Below are 21,907 nucleotides of genomic sequence, written 5' to 3' on the forward strand. Positions count from 1 at the left end.
ATAATGGTCGAAGGTCATGGTGTAGGTGGCACGACCCTGGGTCATGGAACGCAGATTGTTCACATAACCAAACATGTTGGCGAGCGGCACCATCGCATTGATGACCTGCGCGTTGCCGCGCTGCTCGGTGCCGGTCAGCTGGCCGCGGCGGGACGACAAGTCGCCCATCACGTCACCAACAAAGTCTTCCGGCGTCACCACTTCCACCCGCATGATGGGTTCGAGCAGCTTGGCACCAGCCTTCGGCGCCACTTCGCGGAAAGCCGCACGGGCAGCGATTTCGAAGGCGAGCGCCGAAGAGTCAACGTCATGGTAGGCGCCGTCATACAGCGTCACCTTGAAGTCGATGACCGGGAAGCCGGCGAGCACGCCGCTCTCGGCGACCTGCTTGATGCCCTTTTCCACCGCCGGGACATATTCCTTCGGCACGTTGCCGCCGACCACGGCGTTGACAAACTCGATGCCCGAGCCCGGCTCCTGGGCTTCGAACTTGAGCTTGACGCGGGCAAACTGGCCCGAACCGCCGGACTGCTTCTTGTGGGTGTAATCGATATCGGCGTTCTTGGTCAGGGTTTCGCGATAGGCCACCTGCGGGGCGCCCACATTCGCTTCCACCTTGAACTCACGCTTCATGCGATCAACAAGGATTTCAAGATGAAGTTCGCCCATGCCCTTGATCACGGTCTGGCCACTCTCATGGTCAACCGACACGCGGAAGGACGGGTCTTCGGCGGCCAGGCGGTTCAGGGCGATGCCCATCTTTTCCTGGTCGTTCTTGGTCTTCGGCTCAACCGCCACCTCGATCACCGGCTCCGGGAATTCCATGCGCTCAAGCACGATGGGATTCAGCGGATCGCACAGCGTATCGCCAGTGGTGGTGTTCTTCAGGCCGGCCAGCGCAACGATATCGCCGGCGCGGGCTTCCTTGATTTCTTCACGGGTATTGGCATGCATCTGCAACATGCGGCCGATACGCTCGCGGTTTTCCTTGACCGTGTTGAGCACGCCCTGGCCGGCTTCCAGCACGCCGGAATAGATGCGCACGAAGGTCAGCGAGCCGACGAACGGGTCGTTCATGATCTTGAACGCCAAGCCGGAGAACGGCTCTTCGTCCGAGGTCTTGCGCACCAGTTCCTGATCGGTGCCGGGCTTGACGCCCTTGACGCCTTCAACATCGACCGGCGACGGCAGGTAGTCGACAATGGCGTCGAGCAGCGGCTGCACGCCCTTGTTCTTGAAGGCCGAACCGCACATCACCGGCACGAACTTGTAGCCAATGGTGCCCTTGCGGATGCAGGCGGTCAGGGTCTTCTCGTCCGGCTCGTTGCCTTCAAGATAGGCTTCCAGAGCGGCGTCGTCGGCTTCCACGGCCATGTCGATCAGCTTGGTGCGGTATTCCGCAGCCTGCTCTTTCATGTCGGCCGGAATTTCATCGTAGTAGAACTCGGCGCCCAGGCTCTCATCCTTCCAGATGATCGCACGGTTGCGCACCAGATCCACCACGCCCTTGAAATCGGCTTCCAGGCCGATCGGCAGGGTCAGCACCAGCGGCTTCGCGCCCAGGCGATCGACAATCATGTCGACGCAGCGGAAGAAGTTGGCACCCATGCGGTCCATCTTGTTGGCGAAGCACATGCGCGGCACGCCGTACTTGTCAGCCTGGCGCCACACCGTCTCCGACTGCGGCTCAACGCCGGCAACGCCGTCAAACAGGCAGACCGCGCCGTCGAGCACACGCAGCGAACGCTCAACTTCAATGGTGAAGTCGACGTGGCCGGGGGTGTCGATGATGTTGATGCGGTGGTCGTTCCAGAAACAGGTGGTGGCAGCCGAGGTGATCGTGATGCCACGCTCCTGCTCCTGCTCCATCCAATCCATGGTGGCAGCGCCGTCATGCACTTCGCCGATCTTATGCGAACGGCCGGTGTAATACAGGATGCGCTCAGTGCAAGTGGTCTTGCCGGCATCGATGTGAGCCATGATGCCGATATTGCGATAGCGCTCGTAGGGGGTAGTGCGAGGCATGACGAACTCCGGGGATTCTCTGGCTTACCAGCGGTAATGCGAGAAGGCCTTGTTGGCCTCCGCCATGCGATGGGTGTCTTCGCGCTTCTTCACCGCACCGCCGCGACCATTGGCAGCGTCAAGCAGCTCGGTCGAAAGACGGTCGATCATGGTGTTCTCGGAGCGCGCACGGGCCGAGGAGATCAGCCAGCGGATCGCCAGCGCCTGACCACGATCATGACGCACTTCCACCGGCACCTGGTAGGTGGCGCCGCCAACACGGCGCGAGCGAACCTCGATCTGCGGGCGAACATTGCCCAGCGCGTCGTGGAACATCTTGACCGGGTCGTTACCAGTCTTGCCCTTGATGCGGTCAAACGCACCATAGAGGATCTGCTCCGCAGCCGACTTCTTGCCGGCATACATCAGCATGTTCATGAACTTGGTGACAACGAGGTCGCCGAACTTCGGGTCCGGCAGAACTTCGCGCTTAACAGCGGCGTGGCGACGCGACATCGATGATCTCCTGAGCCTTACTTCGGACGCTTGGCGCCGTACTTCGAACGGCGCTGCTTGCGGTCCTTGACGCCCTGCGTATCGAGCACGCCACGGACGATGTGATAGCGGACACCCGGAAGGTCCTTGACGCGGCCACCACGGATCAGCACCACGGAGTGCTCCTGGAGGTTATGGCCTTCGCCGGGAATATAGCTCGAAACTTCGAAGCCATTGGTGAGGCGCACACGCGCCACCTTGCGAAGCGCCGAGTTCGGCTTCTTCGGTGTAGTGGTGTAGACGCGGGTGCAAACACCACGACGCTGCGGGCATTCCTGCAGCGCCGGCACCTTGTCGCGGGCCGGATTCGGCTTGCGCGGCTTGCGAATAAGCTGGTTGATCGTCGGCATACGAGTCAGAACCCCGTAGTTAGTTCAACACAAATTGCACCGGAGCAGTCCACCAGCTTACGCCAGCGAACCACCCTGCTCTCTCGCTCTAGACCCATGCTCACAACTTGCGTCGCGGATAGGGGTCAGTATGTCCATTTGCGTAGGCCTGGCCTCAACGTGAGCGAACGGAAGCCAAAACCGTTTTTCGACGAGTGCGTTTAGGTAAAAAACCTACCACCACCGTCGAATCGCGTGCCGGACATTACTGCCCGCACCCAGCCCCGTCAAGCGCGATTTAGCGACAGCCCATATTATAGTGTAAAACACTGATAATTAAGTATTTTTATGCTCTACGAGGCGTATAAACACGGCCAAAAAAGGCGGTGTAACGCCACTATAACCCACTCCGGCCGCCGACTCAGACCAAAAATCGGGCTATTGCCGCGCTCGGATGGCGGCAGGCTAATTTCAGCCAGCAATCATTACGCATGGGTTAATTTTCCGGGCTGATCGCCCTCTATATATATGGCGCAATAAATGGCGCAGCCAGAAAGCTAGGCGCCGCCCTTTCGACCAAACCCGGCAAGAAACGGCTCGGGGCTAAGATTCGGCTAATTTATTATATTAATCAAAATATTATAGCGCCTTGCTAAATTGCGCCTGCGGGTCATGACGCATCGCAGCAATATTGCCGGCTCGCACCCCGAAGCATCCGTTTATGCCATTTTCACAGCTAAAATCAGCAATCAAATTATCCACCACTACATTATAAAAATATCGTATCTAATTAAATAAAAACAATAATATGACAATTAACCTGTGCGCTTTATACCTTCGGCAAAAACCCGCCAGAGGGGCTTTTCAGTGATGCCGCCGAAAGCCTATACTCCACAGGTTGGAAAACATGACGATATATCTTCTACACAGATTGGGAGTATCCGCCGATGAGCAAAGCCGGCAGCAAACCTGTCACGCTTAACGATCCGAATACCGGCAAAACCATTACGATGCCCATGCTGGACGGTTCCGAAGGCCCGTCCGTCATTGATATCCGAAAGCTCTACGCGGAATCGGGTTATTTCACATACGATCCGGGCTTTACCTCCACCGCCAGCACCGAAAGCAAGATCACCTACATCGATGGCGACGAAGGCATCCTGCGCTATCGCGGCTATGACATTGCCGACCTGGCCGAGCATTCCAGCTTCCTGGAAACCTGTTATCTGCTGCTGAATGGCGAATTGCCGAACGGCCAGCAGAAGACCGATTTCGAGAAGTCGATCACCATGCACACCATGCTGCATGAGCAAATCCACTTCCTGTTCCGTGGCTTCCGCCGCGATGCTCATCCGATGGCTGTGATGTGCGGTGTGGTCGGCGCGCTGTCGGCCTTCTACCACGACTCGACCGATTACGACGATCCGCACCAGCGCATGATCGCGCAGCATCGCCTGATCGCCAAGATGCCGACCATCGCTGCCATGGCCTACAAATATTCCGTCGGCCAGCCCTTCATGTATCCGCGCAACGATCTCGGCTATGCCGAGAACTTCCTGCACATGACCTTTGGTGTGCCGGCCGAGCCGTACAAGAACAGCCCGGTGCTGGCCAAGGCGATGGACCGCATCTTCATCCTGCACGCCGATCACGAGCAGAATGCCTCCACCTCCACGGTGCGCCTGGCCGGTTCGTCGGGCGCCAATCCCTTCGCCTGCATCGCCGCCGGCATTGCCTGCCTGTGGGGTCCGGCCCATGGCGGTGCCAATGAAGCCGTGCTGAAGATGCTGGAAGAGATCGGTTCGGTCGACAAGGTTGGCGAGGCGGTCAAAAAGGCCAAGGACAAGAATTCGGGCTTCCGCCTGATGGGCTTTGGCCACCGCGTCTACAAGAATTACGACCCGCGCGCCAAGGTGATGCGCGAGACCTGCTACGAAGTGCTCGACGAATTGGGCGTCAAGGACGAGCCGCTGCTCAAGATGGCGATGGAACTGGAGCGGATTGCCCTGGAAGACGACTATTTTGTCTCCAAGAAGCTGTATCCGAATGTCGACTTCTATTCCGGCATCATCCTGCGCGCCATGGGCTTCCCCACCGCGATGTTCACCGCGCTGTTCGCGTTGGCCCGCACGGTCGGCTGGATTGCGCAGTGGAACGAGATGATCGAGGATCCGGCACAGAAGATCGGCCGTCCGCGCCAGCTCTATACCGGTGCCGGCGCCCGCGCCTATGTGCCGGTCGACAAGCGCTAAGCTTGGGCTTTACAGCCGCCAGTAAAAGAGTAGCCTAAGCAGGCAGGCCGGGATGCCCCACAAGGTATCCCGGCCAGACCGGCAGAATACCAAGAAAAGCGTAAAAGCGGGCGAAGTAAGCCCCAGGCAAACCAGGGAGGTGGGCCAATGGCAGGACAAGCAAGGCAAAAAGGCACTCAGCCGCCGACAGGGGCAGCTGCCACCGGCCATGGCTGGATGCGCCCCGGCTATATCACCATGCCCTATCCGGCGAATGACAACCGGCTCACCGCGCGACGCCTGCTTGGCCAGCGCCGCTTCTGGGTCTGGACCGGGTTGATCCTGGCCTTCTCGCTGATCATCGCTTTGCGCGGCTGATCCAGCCAGAATCAGCGCCATCACATGAGAAAGGCCCGGTCTCCCGGGCCTTTTTGTTTTGTTACTGGCGCTCGATCAACTCGATCTTGTAGCCATCCGGGTCTTCGATGAAGGCGATGACACTGCCGCCATGCTTCATCGGCCCGGGCGGCCGGGTGATCTTCACGCCATGCGCGCCCAGCTTGTCGCAAAAGCCATAGATATCCGGCACGCCAAAGGCGATATGGCCATAGCCGCTGCCGATGCTATAAGGCTCTTTCTGGCCCCAATTATGGGTCAACTCAATCACCGCCTGGGCATCCTCGTCGCCATAGCCGACAAAGGCCAGGGTGAATTCACCACCTGGATAATCCTTCCGGCGCAGCAACTGCATGCCCATCTTGTTGACATAGAAGTCCAGCGACTTTTCCAGATCGAAAACCCGCAGCATCGTGTGCAGCAGGCGCATTGACTGAGCCGTCATGACGATTCCCTTTGCTCTAATAATAGGTTGCTTGGTTTATTTAACAATTTGCGTTGATTCTCTGCAACCCGCAGAACTGCCGCAGCGGCGCGTTCACTGGGGGTTGGGCTCTGCCCCATGCCAAGCGCCTCGCCCACCCGTTGGCAGGCTTCAAGCTGCACCGCGCGCGCCGCTTCATCCTGCACCAGCGGCGACAAGGCCGCCGCCAGCAAATCCGGCCGGCAGCGTTCCTGCAAGAATTCCGGCATCACCTCGCGGCGCTCCAGGATATTGACCAGGCCGGCAAAAGGCACCCGCAAAAGCTTGCGCAGGATTGCCGCCGTGATCGGGTTCACCCGATAGGCCAGCACCGTCGGCGTTTGCGCCAGACCCAGTTCCAGAGTTGCCGTGCCCGAGGCAGCCAGCGCTAGATCGGCCGCCAGCATGGCCTGATAACGCTCGGCCGGGGCCGAAACAACTTGTGCAGGAAGCGGAAAATTCGGCAATGCTGTCAATATCATACTGGCAACATTTGGCACAGTTGGCAAAACCACACGCAAATCGGGATGCAGCTTGGCCAGCTTGCCCAGAGTGGCAACAAATACCGGCAGCAGCTTGGCCACCTCGCCGCGCCGGCTGCCCGGCAGCAAAGCCAGCAGCGGCGCGGTGGCGGGAATACCGTAGCGCTGGCGAAAGCTATTGCCCTCGGCCTGCTCTGCTGCGGCCTGCGCCCGCGCGGCAGCAATGGTTTCCACCGCCGGATGGCCGATAAAACTGGTGGGCAGACCCTCACGTTCAAAATAGGGCGGCTCAAACGGCAGCAGGGCCAGCAGATGATCCACCAGGCCGGCCAGCTTGCGCGCCCGGCCGGGGCGCCAGGCCCAGACCGTTGGCGCCACATAATGCACAATCGGGAAGTCGCGCTGCGCCAGCCGCTTGGCCAGGCGGTGGGTAAAGCCCGGGCTGTCGATGGTGACCAGAACATCAGGCGGATCGGCGCGCAAAGCGGTGGCGAGTTGATCCAGACGGCGCAGGATCTGCCGCGCCCGGGGCAGCACTTCCACCAGCCCCATCACCGCCAGGTCATCAATCGGGAACAGGCTTTCAAAGCCTTCAGCAATCATGCGCTCGCCGCCGATGCCACTGAAACGCAGGGCGCGGCCACCGCAAGCGGCCCGCAAGGCGCGGATCAGCCCCTCGCCCAGCGCATCGCCGGAAGGTTCACCCGCCACCAGGGCGATATGCAGCGGCGGCAACGCCTCAGCCATAATTGTCAAATCCGATCAGGTAAAGCCCCGCTGCATCGGCAGCGGCAGCAGTGGCGCCAAGGTCCACAATCAGCGCCGATCCTGCCTCAATGGCGATGCCGCGCAGCCCGGCCGCGGCGGCATTGGCCACCGTGCCGGTGCCGATGGTGGGCAGGTCAACACGGCGCTCTTGGCCTGGTTTGCTGGCTTTCACCAGCACGCCGCCACGCGCCGCAGGCTCGTCAACCATCCGCTTCAGCAGGGCATCGGTGCCGGCTTGGTCTTCCAGGCCGATGGTACGGCCATTCGCTGCCACCGCCGCCTGGCCCTTATCCTCGGCGCCAAGAGCACGCGCCGCCACAATGCCGGCGCGGATATTGCTCCAGTCGGCTTCACTGGCAGCAACCGCGCCAAGCTGGCCAGCTGGTGCGAGCAGATCGACGACCACTGCCTCAACACCAATCAGGCGGAAGCCCTCGGCTTCAAATGTTTCCGCCACCACCCGCAACACGGCATCATCTCCCTGCAAACCGGCCTTGATGAAGCGCGGCAACAGCCGCGCGCCGCGCCAATCCGGCAATAGTTTGCCAAAATCCGGCCGGGTGACAGCGCCGCAGATCACCACCTCGGCCACGCCGGCAGCCTTCAAGGCGTCAAACAACCGGCCAACCTGGGTCATGTCAAACCAACCATGTTCCGCGCCGGCCACAGTGGCGGGATCGCAGAAGCCATTCAGTGCTGCGATAAAAAGCGGGCGACCAGTCTGGCGGCAGGCGGCGCGGACCAGAGCCGGCACCATACCGGCGCCGGCGATCAGCCCCAGCTTAGCTTTTGTGCCCATCGGGCAGCGGCATGCAGATGCCGCGCGACGAAGCATTGCGGGTGAATTCAATCACTTCCTGCACCAGCGGCACATCGGCGAAATGCTGCGCCACATCCTCGATCCGCTCGGCCTGGGTGCCTTCATCGGCAAACAGCATGCGATAGGCGGCGCGCAGCTTGTGAATCGCATCGCGTTCAAAGCCGCGACGCTTCAAGCCCACCAGGTTAAGACCGGAAAGATGGGCGCGATTGCCAATCACCATGCCATAGGGGATGACATCCTGTTCAACCCCCGACATGCCGCCGATCATGGCATGCTTGCCGATGCGGCAGAATTGATGCACCGCCGCCAGGCCGCCGACAAAAGCGAATTCGCCTACTTCGATATGGCCGGCCAGGGTGGCGTTATTGGCCATGATGACATGGTGGCTGACATGGCAATCATGCGCCACATGGGCGCCGGCCATCAGCAGACAATCATCGCCCACACTGGTCAGCATGCCGCCGCCTTCGGTGCCGGGATTGATGGTGACCCCTTCACGAATCTGGTTGCGCGCGCCAATGGTCAGGCGAGATGGCTCGCCATGGTATTTCAAATCCTGCGGCTGGTGGCCGATGGAGGCGAAGGGGAAAATCCGTGTGCCGGCGCCGATGCTGGTGATGCCGGCAACAGCCACATGGCTGACCAGCTCCACGCCATCACCAAGCTCAACCTGCGGCCCAACCGTGCAAAACGGCCCGATCTTCACGCCAGCGCCAAGTTTGGCACCGGCCTCAACAACGGCGCTGGGGTGAATCTGGGTCATCACTTGTCCATGATCATGGCTGAGAACACCGCCTCGGCCATCAGCTTGCCATCCACCTTGGCTTCACCCCGGAACTTCCATACCGGGCCACGCTGCTTCAGGCAATCAACATGAATATGCATCTGGTCACCTGGCTGCACCGGCTTGCGGAAGCGGGCTTCGTCGATGGTCATGAAATAGACCAGCTTGCCCTCAGCTTCCTTGCCGAGGGAATTCACCACCAGGATGGCGGCAGTCTGCGCCATGCTCTCCACGATCATCACACCCGGCATCACCGGCTGGGTCGGGAAATGGCCCGGGAAATAGGGTTCGTTGATGGTGACATTCTTGATGCCCACGGCGCTGACACGCGGCTTCATGTTCACCACTTTATCAACCAGCAGCATCGGGTAGCGATGCGGAATCATCTCCATTATGCGGAGGATATCGACACTGCTCACGCTTGCCGTATCCTCGGCTGCTGCCATTTGGTTCGGGGCCATTTGGATCGGGGCCGTCTGGCTCTCACTCATGCTCCCTGCCTCTCCTCTTCACGAACTGGCGTAGGGCAGCCACTTCGCGGAAATATGCTTTTGCCGGCTGGGCCGGCGACCCGGCATAGGATGCGCCAGGTTCAATATCGGTCATCACACCGGCCTGGGCAGCGATCCGTGCGCCGCTACCGATCTTGAGATGGCCGGCGACGCCGCCCTGTGCCGCCACGATGGCGAAATCACCAAGCTGCGACGATCCTGCGATCCCGGCCTGAGCGATCACGATACAGCCGCGACCAAGGCAAACGTTGTGCCCGATCTGGACCAAATTATCAATCCAGCAGCTTGGTCCGATCACAGTATCGGGACCAGAACCACGATCAATGCAGCTATTGGCGCCAATATCGCAATCGTCGCCAATCAGTACACGGCCTAGCTGCGGCACCTTGATATGGCCGGCAGGATGCGGCGCAAAACCAAAACCATCCTGGCCGATACGCACGCCGGGATGCAGCGTCACACGGTTGCCGATGATGCAATGGCTCAGGCTGACCTGCATGCCGACCCGGCATGCTTCACCAAGCTCAACATTACGCCCGATCACGCTGCCGGCACCGATCATGCTGCCAGCACCAATCACCGCGCCGGCTTCAATCACCGCCTGCGGACCAATCGACACCCCCTCGCCCAGATGCGCGGCAGGATCAACCATGGCGCTGGCATGGATGCCGGGCTGTGCTTTGGGCTGCGGATAAAACAGCTGCGCCGCGCGGGCATAGGCGTGATACGGACTTGGCGTCAGCAGCAAGGCAACCCCTGCCGGCGCGCGGCCAGCATGCTTTTCCGCAACAATGCAGGCGGCGGCACGGGTGGCAGCAAAAGCTGCAGCGTATCGCGGGTTATCAAGAAAACTGAGCTGGCCAGGGCCAGCCTGATCGAGTGCGGCCACATCCTCCACAGCCAATTCGGCCATGGCAGGATCAGCCAGCTTGGCGCCAATCCGCTCGGCGATCAGGCCAAGCGGGAATGGGCCAGCCTTGTCGAAGAAGCGCGGATCAGCCATCGCCCCGCGCCCTGCCTTACTGGGCGCCGGGCAGCGCCACCTTCACAGACGGCAGCCGCTGATCCAGGCGCTTCAGCACTTCAGCGGTGATTTCGAAATTGTCAGCCACCGGCATCTGCAACTGGGCGCGGTCGAGCACCATGTTGAAGCCACGCTCGGTGCTGAGCTGCTTCATGATCGCCACCACTTCCTTGGTAACCTGATCACGCACACCGCCCAGCATCTTGTCGAGCGCCTGCGAGCGCTCCTGAATGCGGCGCTGCAATTCAATCACCTTGGCCTGAAAAGCCTGGCGGCGCTGTTCAAACACTTCCGGCGTGAGCACCGCACGCTGACGCGCCAGTTCCTGATCCTCGGCGCGCAGTTGCTCCTCTTCCTTGACGATTTCCGACTGGAAGCTGAAACGGAACTGCTCAAGCTGCTGCCGTGCCGTCTTGAGTGCCTGGGCATCACGATTGATGCGCTGGGCATCGATCACGGCAATCACCGCCGGCGGAATCTTGCCTTGAGCAGCGGCCATATCCGGCACGAGCAGGAACAACACTGCGAGGCAGGCGAAAAAGATGGAAGGCAGGCGAAGCATAGGACTGAACCTTGTTAGCTATGGCCCCTAGAAGCGGGAACCGAAGTTGATGCGGAAGACTTCCGTTTCGTCGAATTCTTCCTTGAGCAGCGGGAAACCAAGATCAAGCCTGATCAGGCCAAAAGGCGATTTCCAGGAAACACCGGTGCCGATTGAAACACGCAGGCTGTTGATGTCTCGCACATCGGCGCCAGACTCACCCGAACCCCAGGCCGAGCCGGCATCGGTGAAGACACGGCCCCTGATGCCGAAATCATTCGGCAGGCCCAGCGGGAAGGTCATTTCAGCCGTACCGACGTAATAATACTGCCCGCCGATGGCCTTGTCGTTCACTGTTTCACGCGGCCCTACGCCACCCGTCGCAAAACCACGGAAGGTATCGCCGCCGATGAAGAAACGGTTCGGCAGGCGCAGACGGCGGCCGAAGGAGGTGATCTGACCGGTCTCACCACTGAGATTGAAGATAACCTCATCCGTCACCGGGAAATAATGCCCGGCCTGCAACACGTTACGCAGGAAGCGCTCAGTGCCGCCAAAACCGGCCAATTCCTGGCTCAGCTTGATGATATAGCCCGAGGTTGGCTCAATCTTGTCGTCACGTCGATCATAGATCAGCGAATTGCCGATCGATGAGGTGGTGAACGAACCTTCCTCGCCCTTGATAAAGCGTGACTGGGTCGGATCGATATCGTCGATCTCATCAAGGCGCAGGCGGTAGAACACCTGATCGTCAAGATATTCGGTGATCGGGAAGCCGAAGCGCACCGTGCCACTGGTGGTGGTCTGCTGATAACCGCTGCGCCGGTTGAGGTCGGTGCGGCGGCGCAGCAGGTCCACGCCGGCAGCCAGTTCGCGATCAAGGAAATACGGTTCGGTGAAGCCAAGATCAACCTGCTGGCGGCGGGAAGACAGGCTGAAGCCAAGCCTGAGATCCTGGCCACGCCCGAGCAGATTACGCTCACGGATCGAAACGTCACCAATCACCGCCTCGGCCGTGGAATAGCCAACGCCGAATGACAATTCGCCGGTCGAACGCTCCTGCACTTCGGCGGTCAGCACCACCTTGTCTGGCGCGCTGCCCTTGGTCTCGGCAATTTCCGCCTTGTCAAAGAAATTCAGGCCACGCACACGGGTGCGGGTACGACGTAGCTTGGCGGCGTTAAAGGCATCACCTTCCACAAGCCGGAATTCACGCCGGATCACCTTGTCGAGGGTACGAACATTGCCCACCACATCGATACGCTCAACATAGACACGCGGGCTTTCGCCGATGATGAAGGAAACATCAATCGCCTTCTGCTCGCGATGCTTCTGCACCTCGGGGCGCACATCGACAAAGGCATAACCCTGGCGACCAAGCTCGCTGGTCAGCACCTGCACCACTTTTTCAACCGCATCGGCGTTGTAAACATCGCCGGTCTTAAGCTCGACCAGCTTACGCAGCGCCTGCGGATCAACATTCCTCAATTCGCTGGTCAGGTCTATTTTGCCAAGCCGATAGCGTTCGCCTTCATCCAGCGTGAAGGTGATGAAGAAGTTTTCACGATTGGGCGACAATTCAGCCACGGCATTGGCAACGCGGAAATCCGCATAGCCCTTGCTGAGATAATATTTGCGCAGCTTCTCACGGTCGAAGGTGACACGATCTGGATCGTAATTGTCATCCGACGACAGGAAACGCCACCAGACGGTTTCCTTGGTCTGAATCTGCTCGCGCAAGGCGCCGTCACTATAGGCGCGATTGCCGATGAAGCGGATGCGGCCCACTGTGGTGATCGGGCCTTCGCCGATCTCGAATACCAGATCAACGCGGTTTTGCGGCAACTGTACTACCTTGGGCTCAACGGTGGCGGCGAAGCGACCGGAGCGGCGGTAGATTTGCTGGATACGCTGTGTATCAGCCTGCACCTTGGCGCGGGTGTAGACCTGACGCGGCTTGAGGGTGAGTTCACGGTTCAGCGTTTCGCTCGTGACCCGGCGGTTGCCTTCCAGCACTACGCGGTTGATCACCGGGTTTTCGGTCACCCGCACCACCAGGGTGTTGCCCTGCATGCGCAGATTCACATCCGAGAACAGGCCGGTGGCAAACAGCGCCTTCAGCGAACGATCAGCCAGTTCCTCGTTGAACGGCTCACCCGGCTGCGCGGCCAGATAACTCTGGATCGTTGACGCTTCGATCCGCTGATTACCCTCAACCACCACATCGCGCATGACGATGGATTGTGGCTGTGCCATCAGGCCGGGGGCACCGCCCGGCAATGGCCGCTGCACTTGGCGCTGGCCTTGTGCGGATGCGTCGGCCAGGCTGCCAACGACAGCAAAAAACGCCAGGGCGGCAGCAGCCGCCTTCAAGCGCCAGGGGGCAACCTTGCCGCGGCAACCATTCGCCATGCTAGATAAAACCCTCATCGCTCGATCCGGCCGCCTTTGACATACCCGTTTTCACGAAAAAAGCCCAGCGATGAAATTGAAAACCGGCAAGCGGTTCAAGTCGTTCCAGGTGGCAAACAGGAACAGCGACAGCACCAGGGCAAAGCCGACGCGAAAGCCGTATTCCTGCGCCCTTTCGCCAAGCGGGCGGCCGCGCACGGCTTCCACCGCATAAAACAGCAGATGGCCGCCATCCAGCATCGGCACCGGGAACAGGTTGATCAGGCCGATGGCAACCGACAGCGTGGCCATCAGCGACACCAGGGCGAGCCAGCCGCTCTTGGCGATATCACCCGACATCTTGGCAATGCCAAGCGGGCCACTGAGCTGGTCGCCCGATTCCTTGCCTTTGATGATGCGGCCGAGATAGGTGAAGGTGGTGGTGATTTCAGTGCCGATCTGGCGCACCGCCTGCACCACGGCGGAAACCGGGCCATGGCGCACAAATTCCGTACTGCCGGTGGGCGACTGGATGCCAACCTGGCCAAGCCGCTGGGTACCGCCGAAGCCATCCGGCACATCCACCCGACGCGGCACGATGGTCAGCGCCATATCGGCGCCATCCCGCAGCACGCCAAGCTGGATCGGGGTTTCAGCCCGCAGCGCCACATAGGTGCGCAATTCCTCAAAACGCTGCACGGCGCCGCCATCCAGGCTGGTGATGCGGTCGCCAGCCTTGAGGCCGGCCGCCTCGGCAGCACTGCCCGCCACCACGCCGCCAATCACCGGCGGCGTATAGGGCTGGCCAATCAGGCTGAACAGCCCGGTATAGATCACGATGGCAAAGATGAAATTGGCCACCGGCCCGGCCGCCACGATGGCAGCGCGCTGCGGCAGCCGCTTGTGGTGGAACGACACAGCGCGATCCGCCGCGCTCATGCTGCCCATCGCATCCTGATCGGCGCCGCTGGACGTGGCATCAGCATCGCCGAAGAATTTGACATAGCCGCCCAGCGGCACGGCAGCAAATTTCCAGCGCGTGCCATGGCGGTCATTAAAGCCAAAAAGCTCCGGGCCGAAACCGATGGAAAACACTTCAACGCGCACACCACAGCGCCGCGCCACCCAGAAATGACCCAGTTCATGCACGAACACGATAATGGTCAACACCACCACAAAGGGAATGATGTAGCTGGCCAGATTAAAGATAAAATCCATGCTGTCTCAGGTCCTGTCTTCCGCTAGGCTTCGCCGCGCTTGCGTCGCGCTGCCTTGTGCACGCTGACCACACGATCATCGGTGAGCGGATCGATCACCTGAGCCGCATGCCGGCGCGCGGCGCCATCGGCATCACGCACCGCTTCCAGATCGGTCAGGGGCCGCCGGTTCACCCGCGCCAGCGTCTGTTCGACGATGCGCGCAATGTCCAGAAAACCGATCCTGCCGCTCAGGAATGCTTCAACCGCCACTTCATTGGCCGCATTCAGGATAGTAGGGGCGCCCCCCCCGCTTTGCAAGGCCCGCCGCGCCAGATTGAGCGCTGGAAAGCGTGCGGAATCAGGCACTTCAAAGGTCAGTTTGGCGATGGCAGCAAGGTCGAGCCGTGGCACCGGGGCCGCCATGCGCGACGGCCAGGCCAGGGTGAAGGCAATCGGCGTGCGCATGTCGGGGGTGCCAAGCTGGGCCAGCACGGAACCATCGAGATAGGCCACCAAGCTATGCACCACCGATTGCGGGTGAATCAGCACTTCAATACGTTCTTCCGGCACCGGGAACAGGTAGCTGGCCTCTATCAATTCCAAGCCCTTATTCATCAAGGTTGCGGAATCGACAGATATCTTCGCGCCCATACTCCAGATCGGATGCGCAATGGCCTGGGCTGGCGTGGCTTCGCGCATCTCGGCCAGGCTCAGGGTGCGAAACGGCCCGCCGGAAGCGGTCAGGATGATGCGATCAACATTTTCCGGAGCCTTGAAGTCAAAAACCTGGAAAATCGCATTATGCTCGGAATCAACCGGCAGGATTGTGGCGCCGCAGCGCGCCGCCTCGTGCATCACCAGATCGCCGGCACAGACCAGCGCTTCCTTGTTTGCCAGCGCCACCATGGCGCCCCGGCGCACCGCCGCCAGGGTCGGCTCCAGGCCGGCGGCGCCGACGATTGCCGCCATCACCCAATCTGCCGGCCGCGCCGCCGCTTCCACCAAAGCACGCCGCCCGCCGGCAGCCTCAACCGCGGTACCGGCAAGCCGGGCGCGCAATTCAGGCAGCAAAGCTTCGTCGCCGATCACGGCCACATGGGCTTGCAGCAGCCGCGCCTGTTCGGCAAGCAGCGCCACGTTACTCTGCGCGGTCAGCGCCTCAACCGCGAACTGGCCTGGCTTGCCCCGTTGCAGCAGATCAATGGTGGAGCGGCCGATTGAGCCGGTAGATCCCAGTACCGTGACCCGCTTGGTTGCCTCGCTCATGACAGCCCCCACCCATTCCACAGCAGCAGGCCAAAAGCCACGAAGGGGGCTGCAAACAACACGCCGTCTAGCCGGTCGAGCGCGCCGCCATGGCCCGGAATCAGGGCGCCGCTGTCTTTCACGCCGAACCGGCGCTTGGCACCGGATTCGAAAAAATCGCCGGCTTGCGACACCACCGCCACCAGGGCCGCGAACAGGCCAAGCAGCAGCGCCGGCAGGCCTGGTTCCAGTTGCGCCACGCCAAAGCCGGCCAGTGCGGCGCACAGCATGCCGCCAAGCAGGCCAGCCCAGGTCTTGTTCGGGCTGATCGCCGGAATCAGCTTGGGGCCGCCGATCAGCCGGCCAAAGGCATAAGCGCCGGTATCGGTGGCCCATACCACCAGCAGCAGCCAGAATACGATCAGCCGGCCATGCTCAGGCTGGTCACGCAGCCAGATCAGGCTCAGGCTGGGCAGGCCGACATAGACCATGCCGCCGAAAGCCCAGCGCCGCCGTGCCGGCTGCAGCCAGAGATAAGCCAGCGCGCCGAACAGCAGCACAATGAAAGACGCCAGGCGCTGATCCAGCCGCATCAGGGCGATTGCCAGCACCAAGGCTGCACCGCCCAGGGCCAGCGCCTTGGCATCTGGCGCGGCCTGGTTTTCCGGGCCATCCGGCAGCCGTTGCCATTCACGCAGCATCAGCACAGCGGCAAGCGCCACAAGGCCGGCGAAAATCCACTTCCCGAACCACAGGGCCGCCAGCGCCAGCGGCAGCATCACCAGGGCCGACAGGATACGCTTGGTCAAAGCGCTGCCCAGCCAGCCCGCAGCGGCCGGGGTTTCAGCCATCGCTGCCGCCATAGCGGCGCTCACGACGCTGGAAATCGGCAAACGCCGCCTCCAGGTCGGCAGCGGTGAAATCCGGCCATAACTTGTCGACAAACAGCATCTCGCTATAAGCCGATTGCCAGATCAGGAAATTGCTCAGCCGCTGCTCACCGCTGGTGCGGATAACCATGTCGGGGTCAGGAATGCCAACCGTCAGCAGATGGCTTTCAATCGTGGCGCGGTCAATCTGCTCGGGGCGCATCTGGCCGGCCGCCACCGCCTCTGCAATGCGCCGGCAGGCGGCGATGATCTCATCCTGGCCACCATAGGATAGCGCGATCACCAGCGTCATGCGCCGGTTCTCGGCCGTCTTGGCCTCGGCCTCCTCAATCATCGGCACAATATCGGCGGCCAAGCGGCTGCGGTCACCGATCACCCGGATACGCACCCCGTTGCGGCGCAGTTCTTCCAGTTCACGGCGGATATAAAGCCGCAGCAAATCCATCAGCCCGGCCACTTCCGCCACCGGCCGCTTCCAGTTTTCCGACGAAAAGGCATAAAGCGTCAGGTATTCGATGCCGAGATCGCGGCAGGCGCGCACCACGTTGCGCACCGTATCAACACCCTGGCGATGCCCGAGATTACGCGGCAGGCCACGCGCCTTGGCCCAACGCCCATTGCCATCCATGATGATGGCGATATGGCGCGGATAGCCTGCCGGCGCACCGGCCTGGGCTGTACCGGCCTGGGACGTACCGGTCTGGGGAGCAGTCTCGGGCAACGACACCACCATCTCAGACCTGCATGATCTCCTTGGATTTCGCAGCCAGAATCTCATCGATCTTCTTGGTCGCGTCATCGGTCAGGCGCTGGATTTCCTCCTGCCACATCTTGGCGTCGTCCTCGCCGATCTCGTGGTCCTTCTCCAGCTTCTTCAGGCTGTCCATGCCGTCGCGCCGCACACCGCGCACCGCCACCTTGGCCTGCTCGGCATACTGCCCCGCCACCTTGCTCAGCTCCTTGCGGCGCTGTTCGTTCAATTCCGGAATCGGGATGCGGATCAGCGTGCCATCGGCCTGCGGATTAAGCCCCAGGCCGGAAGCGGCAATCGCCTTCTCCACGGCCTTCACATTCGACTTGTCCCACACCGAAACGCTGATCATGCGCGGCTCGGGCACAGAAATAGTGCCAACCTGGTTGATCGGCATTGAGCTGCCGTAAACATCAACCCGCACTGGGTCGAGCATGCTGGTGGAAGCACGGCCGGTACGCAAACCGGTATATTCGTGCTTCAACACGTCAATTGCCTTGTTCATGCGCCGCTCGATATCGTCGATATCCGGTTCGGCCATGGTCCTCTCCTGTCTCTAAGTCTTTACATTCTCAGCTAAAAAACACTGCGGCGGCGCGGCTTTCAGTCGCCTTCCACTATCGTGTAACGACCTTCTCCCCGCAGCACTTTGGCGAAGCCGCCCGGTTCGTGCAAGGAGAAGACGAGGATTGGAATTTTGTTCTCGCGCGCCAGACTGATCGCGGCGGCATCCATCACCTTGAGATCCTTGGCCAGCACATCATGGTAGCTGACCTTGTCATAGCGCACCGCATCTGGGTTTTTCTTCGGGTCGTCACTGTAAATACCGTCCACCTGGGTGCCTTTGAGCAGCGCATCGCAGCCCATTTCGGCAGCGCGCAAAGCAGCGGCGCTATCAGTGGTGAAAAATGGATTGCCAGTGCCGGCGGCGAAAATCACCACCCGGCCCTTTTCCAGATGCCGGATGGCGCGGCGCCGGATATAGGGCTCGCAAACCGTGTCCATGCGGATAGCCGACTGCACCCGTGTGTCGACATTATGGCGTTCCAGGGCGTGCTGTACGGCCAGCGCGTTGATCGTGGTGGCCAGCATGCCCATGTAATCCGCCGAGGCGCGCTGCATGCCCTGGGTGGCGCCGGCCACGCCGCGGAAGATATTGCCGCCGCCAATCACCAGGCAAACCTCTGCGCCCAATTGCTGCACCGAGCGAACTTCCTTGGCGATACGGTCGACGGTTTCGAAATCGATCCCGTAGGGGGTCGGCCCCATCAGCGCCTCGCCGGAACATTTCAGCAGGACGCGGCGGTATTTGAAGCTGTCGCTCATGGGTGCCTCGGTAATGGTTCCGGATCGGAAGCCGGAAAACGCAGGTGGGCCGATTCCCGGCCCTTCACCTTATACGATCAAGGCCCGCGCTCCAATCCGGCCCCGACAATTGCGGGGACGAACCGGGGCACGGGCCTTGGAATCACTGACCGCAGACCGGCCTGGAAAAGCCGGCTTAGCCGGCCATCTTGGCCACTTCAGCGGCGAAATCGTCAGCCTTCTTCTCGATGCCTTCACCAAGCTGGAAGCGGGCAAAAGCGACCAGTTCGATCGGCGCGCCGGCATCCTTGCCGGCCTTCTCGATCGCCTTGGCCACCTGGGTCTCGCCATCGATCACGAAGGTCTGCTCCAGCAGCACCACTTCCTGGTAGAACTTGCGGATGCGGCCTTCCACCATCTTGGCGATGATGTCGGCCGGCTTGCCCGAACCGGCAGCCTGGTCGGTCAGCACGGTGCGCTCACGCTCCACGGCGGCCGGGTCCAGATCCTTGGTGCTCAGCGACTGCGGATTGGCAGCGGCGATATGCATCGCCAACTGCTTGCCGATGGCTTCCAGTGCCTCGCGCTTGGCGGTCGACTTCAGCGCCACCAGCACGCCCAGCTTGCCGATGCCTTCGCCCAGCGCGGAATGCACATAGCCGATCACTGCGCCGCCCTCAACGCTAAGCCGCTTGGCGCGACGCAGGGTCATGTTCTCGCCGATGGTGGCGATGGCGTTGGTGATCTCGTCCTTGACGTTGCGGTCGCTGCCCGGGAACGGCGCGGCTTCCAGCGCCGCCACATCCTCGCCGGCGCTCAGCGCCACCTGGGCGATGCCGGCAGCAATCGCCTGGAATTGCGGATTGCGACCGACAAAGTCGGTTTCCGCATTCAGTTCCACCAGGGTGCCGACATTGTCCTTGATCGCCAGCGCCACCAGACCTTCGGCGGCAACACGACCGGCCTTCTTGGCCGCAGCCGAGAGGCCCTTCTTGCGCAGCCAATCCACCGCAGCGTCAACATCGCCACCGGTTTCGCCAAGCGCCTTCTTGCAATCCATCATGCCCGCGCCGGTCTTTTCGCGCAGGTCCTTCACCAGGGCCGCAGTGATCTCAGCCATGTCGTCCTCTCAAGGTCGGAAGCAACGGAAGACGGCGCCCCATCGGAGCGCCGCCGGTAATTCACGAACCGGGCCGCTGTGACGCGGCCCGGCCACTAAAATCAAGCCTGGGCGACGGCTTCGGCGCCGGCAGCCTCAACGGCCACTTCCGGCAGCAGTTCGGTCGGCAGCTCTTCGGCTTCGCCAAGATCGGCGCCGCTGGCCGCAAGCTGCTCCTCGATGCCGCCAACGATGGCGAGCGAGAACAGGTCGCAATACAGGTTGATGGCGCGCAGCGCGTCATCGTTGCCCGGCACCGGATAGGTGATGCCCGACGGATCGGAATTGCTGTCCAGGATCGCCACCACCGGGATGCCGAGCGTGCGGGCTTCGGCAATCGCGATGTCTTCCTTCACGGTGTCGATCACGATCATCACGGCGGGCAGGCCGCCCATATCCTTGATGCCGCCCAGCGCACGATCAAGCTTCTCGCGCTCGCGGGTCAGGTTCAGGGTCTCTTTCTTGGTCAGGCCAAGGCCGCCCTGCTCGCTGCCAAGCTGCTCTTCCAGCTCCTTGAGGCGCTTGATCGACTGGGAGATGGTCTTCCAGTTGGTCAGCATGCCGCCAAGCCAGCGATGGTTCACATAATACTGGCCGCATTTGGCAGCCGCCTCGGCCACCGCCTCGGAAGCCTGGCGCTTGGTGCCGACGAACAGCACCTTGCCGCCGCCGGCAACAGTGTCGCGCACGGCATGCAGGGCACGGTGCAGCAACGGCACGGTCTGCTGCAAGTCAATGATGTGGATGTTGTTGCGCGCGCCGAAGAGATACGACTTCATCTTCGGGTTCCAGCGGTGGGTCTGGTGGCCGAAGTGAACGCCAGCCTCGATAAGCTGCCGCATCGTGAACGTGGGTACGGTCATCGTCTTTGTCCTTTTCCGGTTGGACCGCCGCAAGCGCCGTCTGGTTCCGCCTCGTATGGCGGACAGACACCGGAACGCATACCCAGGATGTCTCCCCGGGTCTGCGCAAGCCTGCGTGTGGGGTTTACTGAACGCCGGGCTTGTAGCCGAGTCTGGGCCACGGCGCAAGAGGCCAGATAAAATCGGCCCGATACCACCTTGCGTGTCGCATCGAGATTCTTCATTACAACCGGGATTTTCGCGCCCGCATCAGGCATACTCGCGCCATGGACCTGCAAAAGCTCAAGCCTGAAACACTCGACAGCCTGTTGCAGGCGCATGAGCGCTTTGCCAAGGGGCACCGTGGCGGCAACCGCTTGAATTTGCAGTTCTTTGATGCCGCCGGGATGAATTTTGCCAATCGCGATCTGCGCCAGGCCAATATGGTGGGCGGCAATTTTCGCGGCTGCCTGTTCCGCTTCGCCAAGCTGGCCACGGCCAATTTTTACGGCGCCGACCTGGAAGGCGCCGATCTTTCCTCCACCGACCTGACCCGCTCCGACCTGCGTGGCGCCCGGCTGCGCGGCGCCAATCTGGAATTCGCCGACCTGACCGGGGCCGATATCCGCGATGGCCGGCTGTTGCGGCCGGATGCCGAAGGCAATCTGGTGGCGGTGACCGCTGGCGGCGCCGTCACCGAAAAAGCCCATATGAGCCATGCCAAGCTGATCGGCGCCAAGCTGGGCCGCGCCTTCAGCCAGCATGCCGATCTGAGCCATGCCAACCTGGCCAATGCCAAGCTGGTGGATGCCGACCTGTCGAATTGTGACCTGCGGGGTACGATCTTCGTTGGCGCCGACCTGACCAACACCAATATGAGCAATTGCAAACTCTCTGGCGCGGTGCTGGCCGGCGCCATGCTGAACGGCACCGTGTTTGAAAATTCCGACCTGGCCGGCGCCTTCTTCCGGAGTGCCGACATGCGTGATGCCAAAATGCGCGGCGCCCAGTTGCCGCGTTCGCTGGAAAGCCTGGAAAAGCCGCTCCAGGCGATCCTGCGCGAGCATCAAAGCTGGACCGAAAGCATGGGCCTGAAAGGCAAGCGGGCCGATTTCAGCCGGGTGGATATTTCCGGCGCCAAGCTGCACCGGCTGGAACTTTCGGCAGCGCTCTTTGTGCAGAGCACTATGGTGGAGACCGACCTGAGCTTTTC

General features: G+C 61.3%; 22 protein-coding genes. 3 read left to right on the forward strand and 19 right to left on the reverse strand.

Annotated features, from left to right (window positions below; genetic code table 11):
• The 3 genes from fusA to rpsL form a co-directional block, all read right to left on the reverse strand.
• The coding region (gene fusA, locus KBB36_RS17020) for an elongation factor G (RefSeq protein WP_290983630.1) at positions 1 to 2,025 on the reverse strand (2,025 nt) is incomplete at its 3' end.
• Positions 2,026 to 2,049: 24 nt separating this feature from the next.
• Positions 2,050 to 2,520 carry a 30S ribosomal protein S7 gene (rpsG, locus tag KBB36_RS17025; protein WP_290983631.1) on the reverse strand — a complete coding sequence of 157 codons (471 nt, stop codon included), beginning with the start codon at positions 2,518 to 2,520 and terminating at the stop codon, positions 2,050 to 2,052.
• 17 nt (positions 2,521 to 2,537) lie between these two features.
• Positions 2,538 to 2,909 (reverse strand): 30S ribosomal protein S12, encoded by a 372-nt coding sequence (gene rpsL / locus KBB36_RS17030; protein ID WP_290983632.1) that lies wholly within the window; start codon positions 2,907 to 2,909, stop codon positions 2,538 to 2,540.
• 926 nt (positions 2,910 to 3,835) lie between these two features.
• On the opposite strand from rpsL, the gene gltA reads away from it, so the two are divergent.
• Both gltA and KBB36_RS17040 read left to right on the forward strand, forming a co-directional pair.
• Positions 3,836 to 5,140, forward strand: a complete 1,305-nt coding sequence (gene gltA, locus KBB36_RS17035; protein WP_290983634.1) for a citrate synthase — start codon at positions 3,836 to 3,838, stop codon at positions 5,138 to 5,140.
• 216 nt (positions 5,141 to 5,356) lie between these two features.
• Positions 5,357 to 5,497 carry a hypothetical protein gene (locus tag KBB36_RS17040; protein WP_290983638.1) on the forward strand — a complete coding sequence of 47 codons (141 nt, stop codon included), beginning with the start codon at positions 5,357 to 5,359 and terminating at the stop codon, positions 5,495 to 5,497.
• Positions 5,498 to 5,558: 61 nt separating this feature from the next.
• Here the strand turns inward: KBB36_RS17040 and gloA are convergent, their stop codons facing one another.
• The 16 genes from gloA to rpsB form a co-directional block, all read right to left on the reverse strand.
• Positions 5,559 to 5,960, reverse strand: coding sequence for a lactoylglutathione lyase (gene gloA / locus KBB36_RS17045; RefSeq protein WP_290983640.1), 402 nt, complete (start codon positions 5,958 to 5,960; stop codon positions 5,559 to 5,561).
• Positions 5,957 to 7,207 (reverse strand): lipid-A-disaccharide synthase, encoded by a 1,251-nt coding sequence (gene lpxB, locus KBB36_RS17050; RefSeq protein WP_290983642.1) that lies wholly within the window; start codon positions 7,205 to 7,207, stop codon positions 5,957 to 5,959. Before lpxB ends, gloA begins: the two co-directional genes overlap by 4 nt.
• Positions 7,200 to 8,027 (reverse strand): UDP-2,3-diacylglucosamine diphosphatase LpxI, encoded by an 828-nt coding sequence (gene lpxI, locus KBB36_RS17055; RefSeq protein ID WP_290983644.1) that lies wholly within the window; start codon positions 8,025 to 8,027, stop codon positions 7,200 to 7,202. Before lpxI ends, lpxB begins: the two co-directional genes overlap by 8 nt.
• Complete coding sequence (gene lpxA / locus KBB36_RS17060) at positions 8,011 to 8,814, reverse strand: acyl-ACP--UDP-N-acetylglucosamine O-acyltransferase (RefSeq protein ID WP_290983646.1); 804 nt, start codon at positions 8,812 to 8,814, stop codon at positions 8,011 to 8,013. The genes lpxI and lpxA overlap by 17 nt, the downstream gene beginning before the upstream one ends.
• Positions 8,814 to 9,281, reverse strand: coding sequence for a 3-hydroxyacyl-ACP dehydratase FabZ (gene fabZ / locus KBB36_RS17065; protein WP_290983673.1), 468 nt, complete (start codon positions 9,279 to 9,281; stop codon positions 8,814 to 8,816). Before fabZ ends, lpxA begins: the two co-directional genes overlap by 1 nt.
• Positions 9,282 to 9,318: 37 nt before the next feature.
• A complete protein-coding gene (lpxD, locus tag KBB36_RS17070) occupies positions 9,319 to 10,350 on the reverse strand; it encodes a UDP-3-O-(3-hydroxymyristoyl)glucosamine N-acyltransferase (RefSeq protein ID WP_290983648.1) in 1,032 nt (343 codons plus the stop codon).
• Between the two features lie 16 nt (positions 10,351 to 10,366).
• Positions 10,367 to 10,933, reverse strand: a complete 567-nt coding sequence (locus tag KBB36_RS17075) for an OmpH family outer membrane protein (protein ID WP_290983650.1) — start codon at positions 10,931 to 10,933, stop codon at positions 10,367 to 10,369.
• A gap of 27 nt (positions 10,934 to 10,960) precedes the next feature.
• On the reverse strand, positions 10,961 to 13,324 hold the full coding sequence (gene bamA / locus KBB36_RS17080) for an outer membrane protein assembly factor BamA (RefSeq protein WP_290983651.1): 2,364 nt from the start codon (positions 13,322 to 13,324) through the stop codon (positions 10,961 to 10,963).
• A gap of 51 nt (positions 13,325 to 13,375) precedes the next feature.
• Positions 13,376 to 14,521, reverse strand: a complete 1,146-nt coding sequence (gene rseP / locus KBB36_RS17085) for an RIP metalloprotease RseP (RefSeq protein WP_290983653.1) — start codon at positions 14,519 to 14,521, stop codon at positions 13,376 to 13,378.
• A 23-nt stretch (positions 14,522 to 14,544) separates the two neighbouring features.
• On the reverse strand, positions 14,545 to 15,768 hold the full coding sequence (locus KBB36_RS17090) for a 1-deoxy-D-xylulose-5-phosphate reductoisomerase (protein WP_290983655.1): 1,224 nt from the start codon (positions 15,766 to 15,768) through the stop codon (positions 14,545 to 14,547).
• Entirely contained in the window at positions 15,765 to 16,598 is an 834-nt protein-coding gene (locus KBB36_RS17095) for a phosphatidate cytidylyltransferase (protein ID WP_290983657.1), read from the reverse strand. The genes KBB36_RS17090 and KBB36_RS17095 overlap by 4 nt, the downstream gene beginning before the upstream one ends.
• Positions 16,591 to 17,370, reverse strand: coding sequence for an isoprenyl transferase (locus KBB36_RS17100; RefSeq protein WP_290983659.1), 780 nt, complete (start codon positions 17,368 to 17,370; stop codon positions 16,591 to 16,593). The genes KBB36_RS17095 and KBB36_RS17100 overlap by 8 nt, the downstream gene beginning before the upstream one ends.
• A 1-nt stretch (position 17,371) precedes the next feature.
• On the reverse strand, positions 17,372 to 17,929 hold the full coding sequence (gene frr, locus KBB36_RS17105; protein WP_290983661.1) for a ribosome recycling factor: 558 nt from the start codon (positions 17,927 to 17,929) through the stop codon (positions 17,372 to 17,374).
• Positions 17,930 to 17,991: 62 nt separating this feature from the next.
• On the reverse strand, positions 17,992 to 18,714 hold the full coding sequence (gene pyrH, locus KBB36_RS17110; protein WP_290983663.1) for a UMP kinase: 723 nt from the start codon (positions 18,712 to 18,714) through the stop codon (positions 17,992 to 17,994).
• A gap of 175 nt (positions 18,715 to 18,889) precedes the next feature.
• Positions 18,890 to 19,813, reverse strand: coding sequence for a translation elongation factor Ts (tsf, locus tag KBB36_RS17115; RefSeq protein WP_290983665.1), 924 nt, complete (start codon positions 19,811 to 19,813; stop codon positions 18,890 to 18,892).
• Positions 19,814 to 19,914: 101 nt separating this feature from the next.
• The gene (gene rpsB / locus KBB36_RS17120; protein ID WP_290983667.1) at positions 19,915 to 20,715 is read right to left on the reverse strand and encodes a 30S ribosomal protein S2; all 801 of its coding nucleotides are present in this window, start codon (positions 20,713 to 20,715) and stop codon (positions 19,915 to 19,917) included.
• Positions 20,716 to 20,981: 266 nt separating this feature from the next.
• On the opposite strand from rpsB, the gene KBB36_RS17125 reads away from it, so the two are divergent.
• Positions 20,982 to 21,907 (forward strand): pentapeptide repeat-containing protein (locus KBB36_RS17125; protein ID WP_290983670.1); only part of this gene is annotated, 926 nt, incomplete at its 3' end.

Origin of the sequence: Ferrovibrio sp. (assembly GCF_017994015.1) — a bacterium.
Classification (GTDB): domain Bacteria; phylum Pseudomonadota; class Alphaproteobacteria; order Ferrovibrionales; family Ferrovibrionaceae; genus Ferrovibrio.

Bases quoted from the DNA above. Each gene is read 5' to 3' on its own strand.
- frr (WP_290983661.1), bottom strand. From the start codon at position 17,929: ATGGCCGAACCGGATATCGACGATATCGAGCGGCGCATGAACAAGGCA.
- KBB36_RS17075 (WP_290983650.1), bottom strand. From the start codon at position 10,933: ATGCTTCGCCTGCCTTCCATCTTTTTCGCCTGCCTCGCAGTGTTGTTC.
- fabZ (WP_290983673.1), bottom strand. From the start codon at position 9,281: ATGGCAGCAGCCGAGGATACGGCAAGCGTGAGCAGTGTCGATATCCTC.
- lpxA (WP_290983646.1), bottom strand. From the start codon at position 8,814: ATGACCCAGATTCACCCCAGCGCCGTTGTTGAGGCCGGTGCCAAACTT.
- rpsG (WP_290983631.1), bottom strand. From the start codon at position 2,520: ATGTCGCGTCGCCACGCCGCTGTTAAGCGCGAAGTTCTGCCGGACCCG.
- lpxD (WP_290983648.1), bottom strand. From the start codon at position 10,350: ATGGCTGATCCGCGCTTCTTCGACAAGGCTGGCCCATTCCCGCTTGGC.
- rpsL (WP_290983632.1), bottom strand. From the start codon at position 2,909: ATGCCGACGATCAACCAGCTTATTCGCAAGCCGCGCAAGCCGAATCCG.
- tsf (WP_290983665.1), bottom strand. From the start codon at position 19,813: ATGGCTGAGATCACTGCGGCCCTGGTGAAGGACCTGCGCGAAAAGACC.
- rpsB (WP_290983667.1), bottom strand. From the start codon at position 20,715: ATGACCGTACCCACGTTCACGATGCGGCAGCTTATCGAGGCTGGCGTT.
- KBB36_RS17095 (WP_290983657.1), bottom strand. From the start codon at position 16,598: ATGGCTGAAACCCCGGCCGCTGCGGGCTGGCTGGGCAGCGCTTTGACC.
- KBB36_RS17100 (WP_290983659.1), bottom strand. From the start codon at position 17,370: ATGGTGGTGTCGTTGCCCGAGACTGCTCCCCAGACCGGTACGTCCCAG.
- rseP (WP_290983653.1), bottom strand. From the start codon at position 14,521: ATGGATTTTATCTTTAATCTGGCCAGCTACATCATTCCCTTTGTGGTG.
- gloA (WP_290983640.1), bottom strand. From the start codon at position 5,960: ATGACGGCTCAGTCAATGCGCCTGCTGCACACGATGCTGCGGGTTTTC.
- lpxB (WP_290983642.1), bottom strand. From the start codon at position 7,207: ATGGCTGAGGCGTTGCCGCCGCTGCATATCGCCCTGGTGGCGGGTGAA.
- gltA (WP_290983634.1), top strand. From the start codon at position 3,836: ATGAGCAAAGCCGGCAGCAAACCTGTCACGCTTAACGATCCGAATACC.
- KBB36_RS17090 (WP_290983655.1), bottom strand. From the start codon at position 15,768: ATGAGCGAGGCAACCAAGCGGGTCACGGTACTGGGATCTACCGGCTCA.
- KBB36_RS17040 (WP_290983638.1), top strand. From the start codon at position 5,357: ATGCGCCCCGGCTATATCACCATGCCCTATCCGGCGAATGACAACCGG.
- pyrH (WP_290983663.1), bottom strand. From the start codon at position 18,714: ATGAGCGACAGCTTCAAATACCGCCGCGTCCTGCTGAAATGTTCCGGC.
- lpxI (WP_290983644.1), bottom strand. From the start codon at position 8,027: ATGGGCACAAAAGCTAAGCTGGGGCTGATCGCCGGCGCCGGTATGGTG.
- bamA (WP_290983651.1), bottom strand. From the start codon at position 13,324: ATGGCGAATGGTTGCCGCGGCAAGGTTGCCCCCTGGCGCTTGAAGGCG.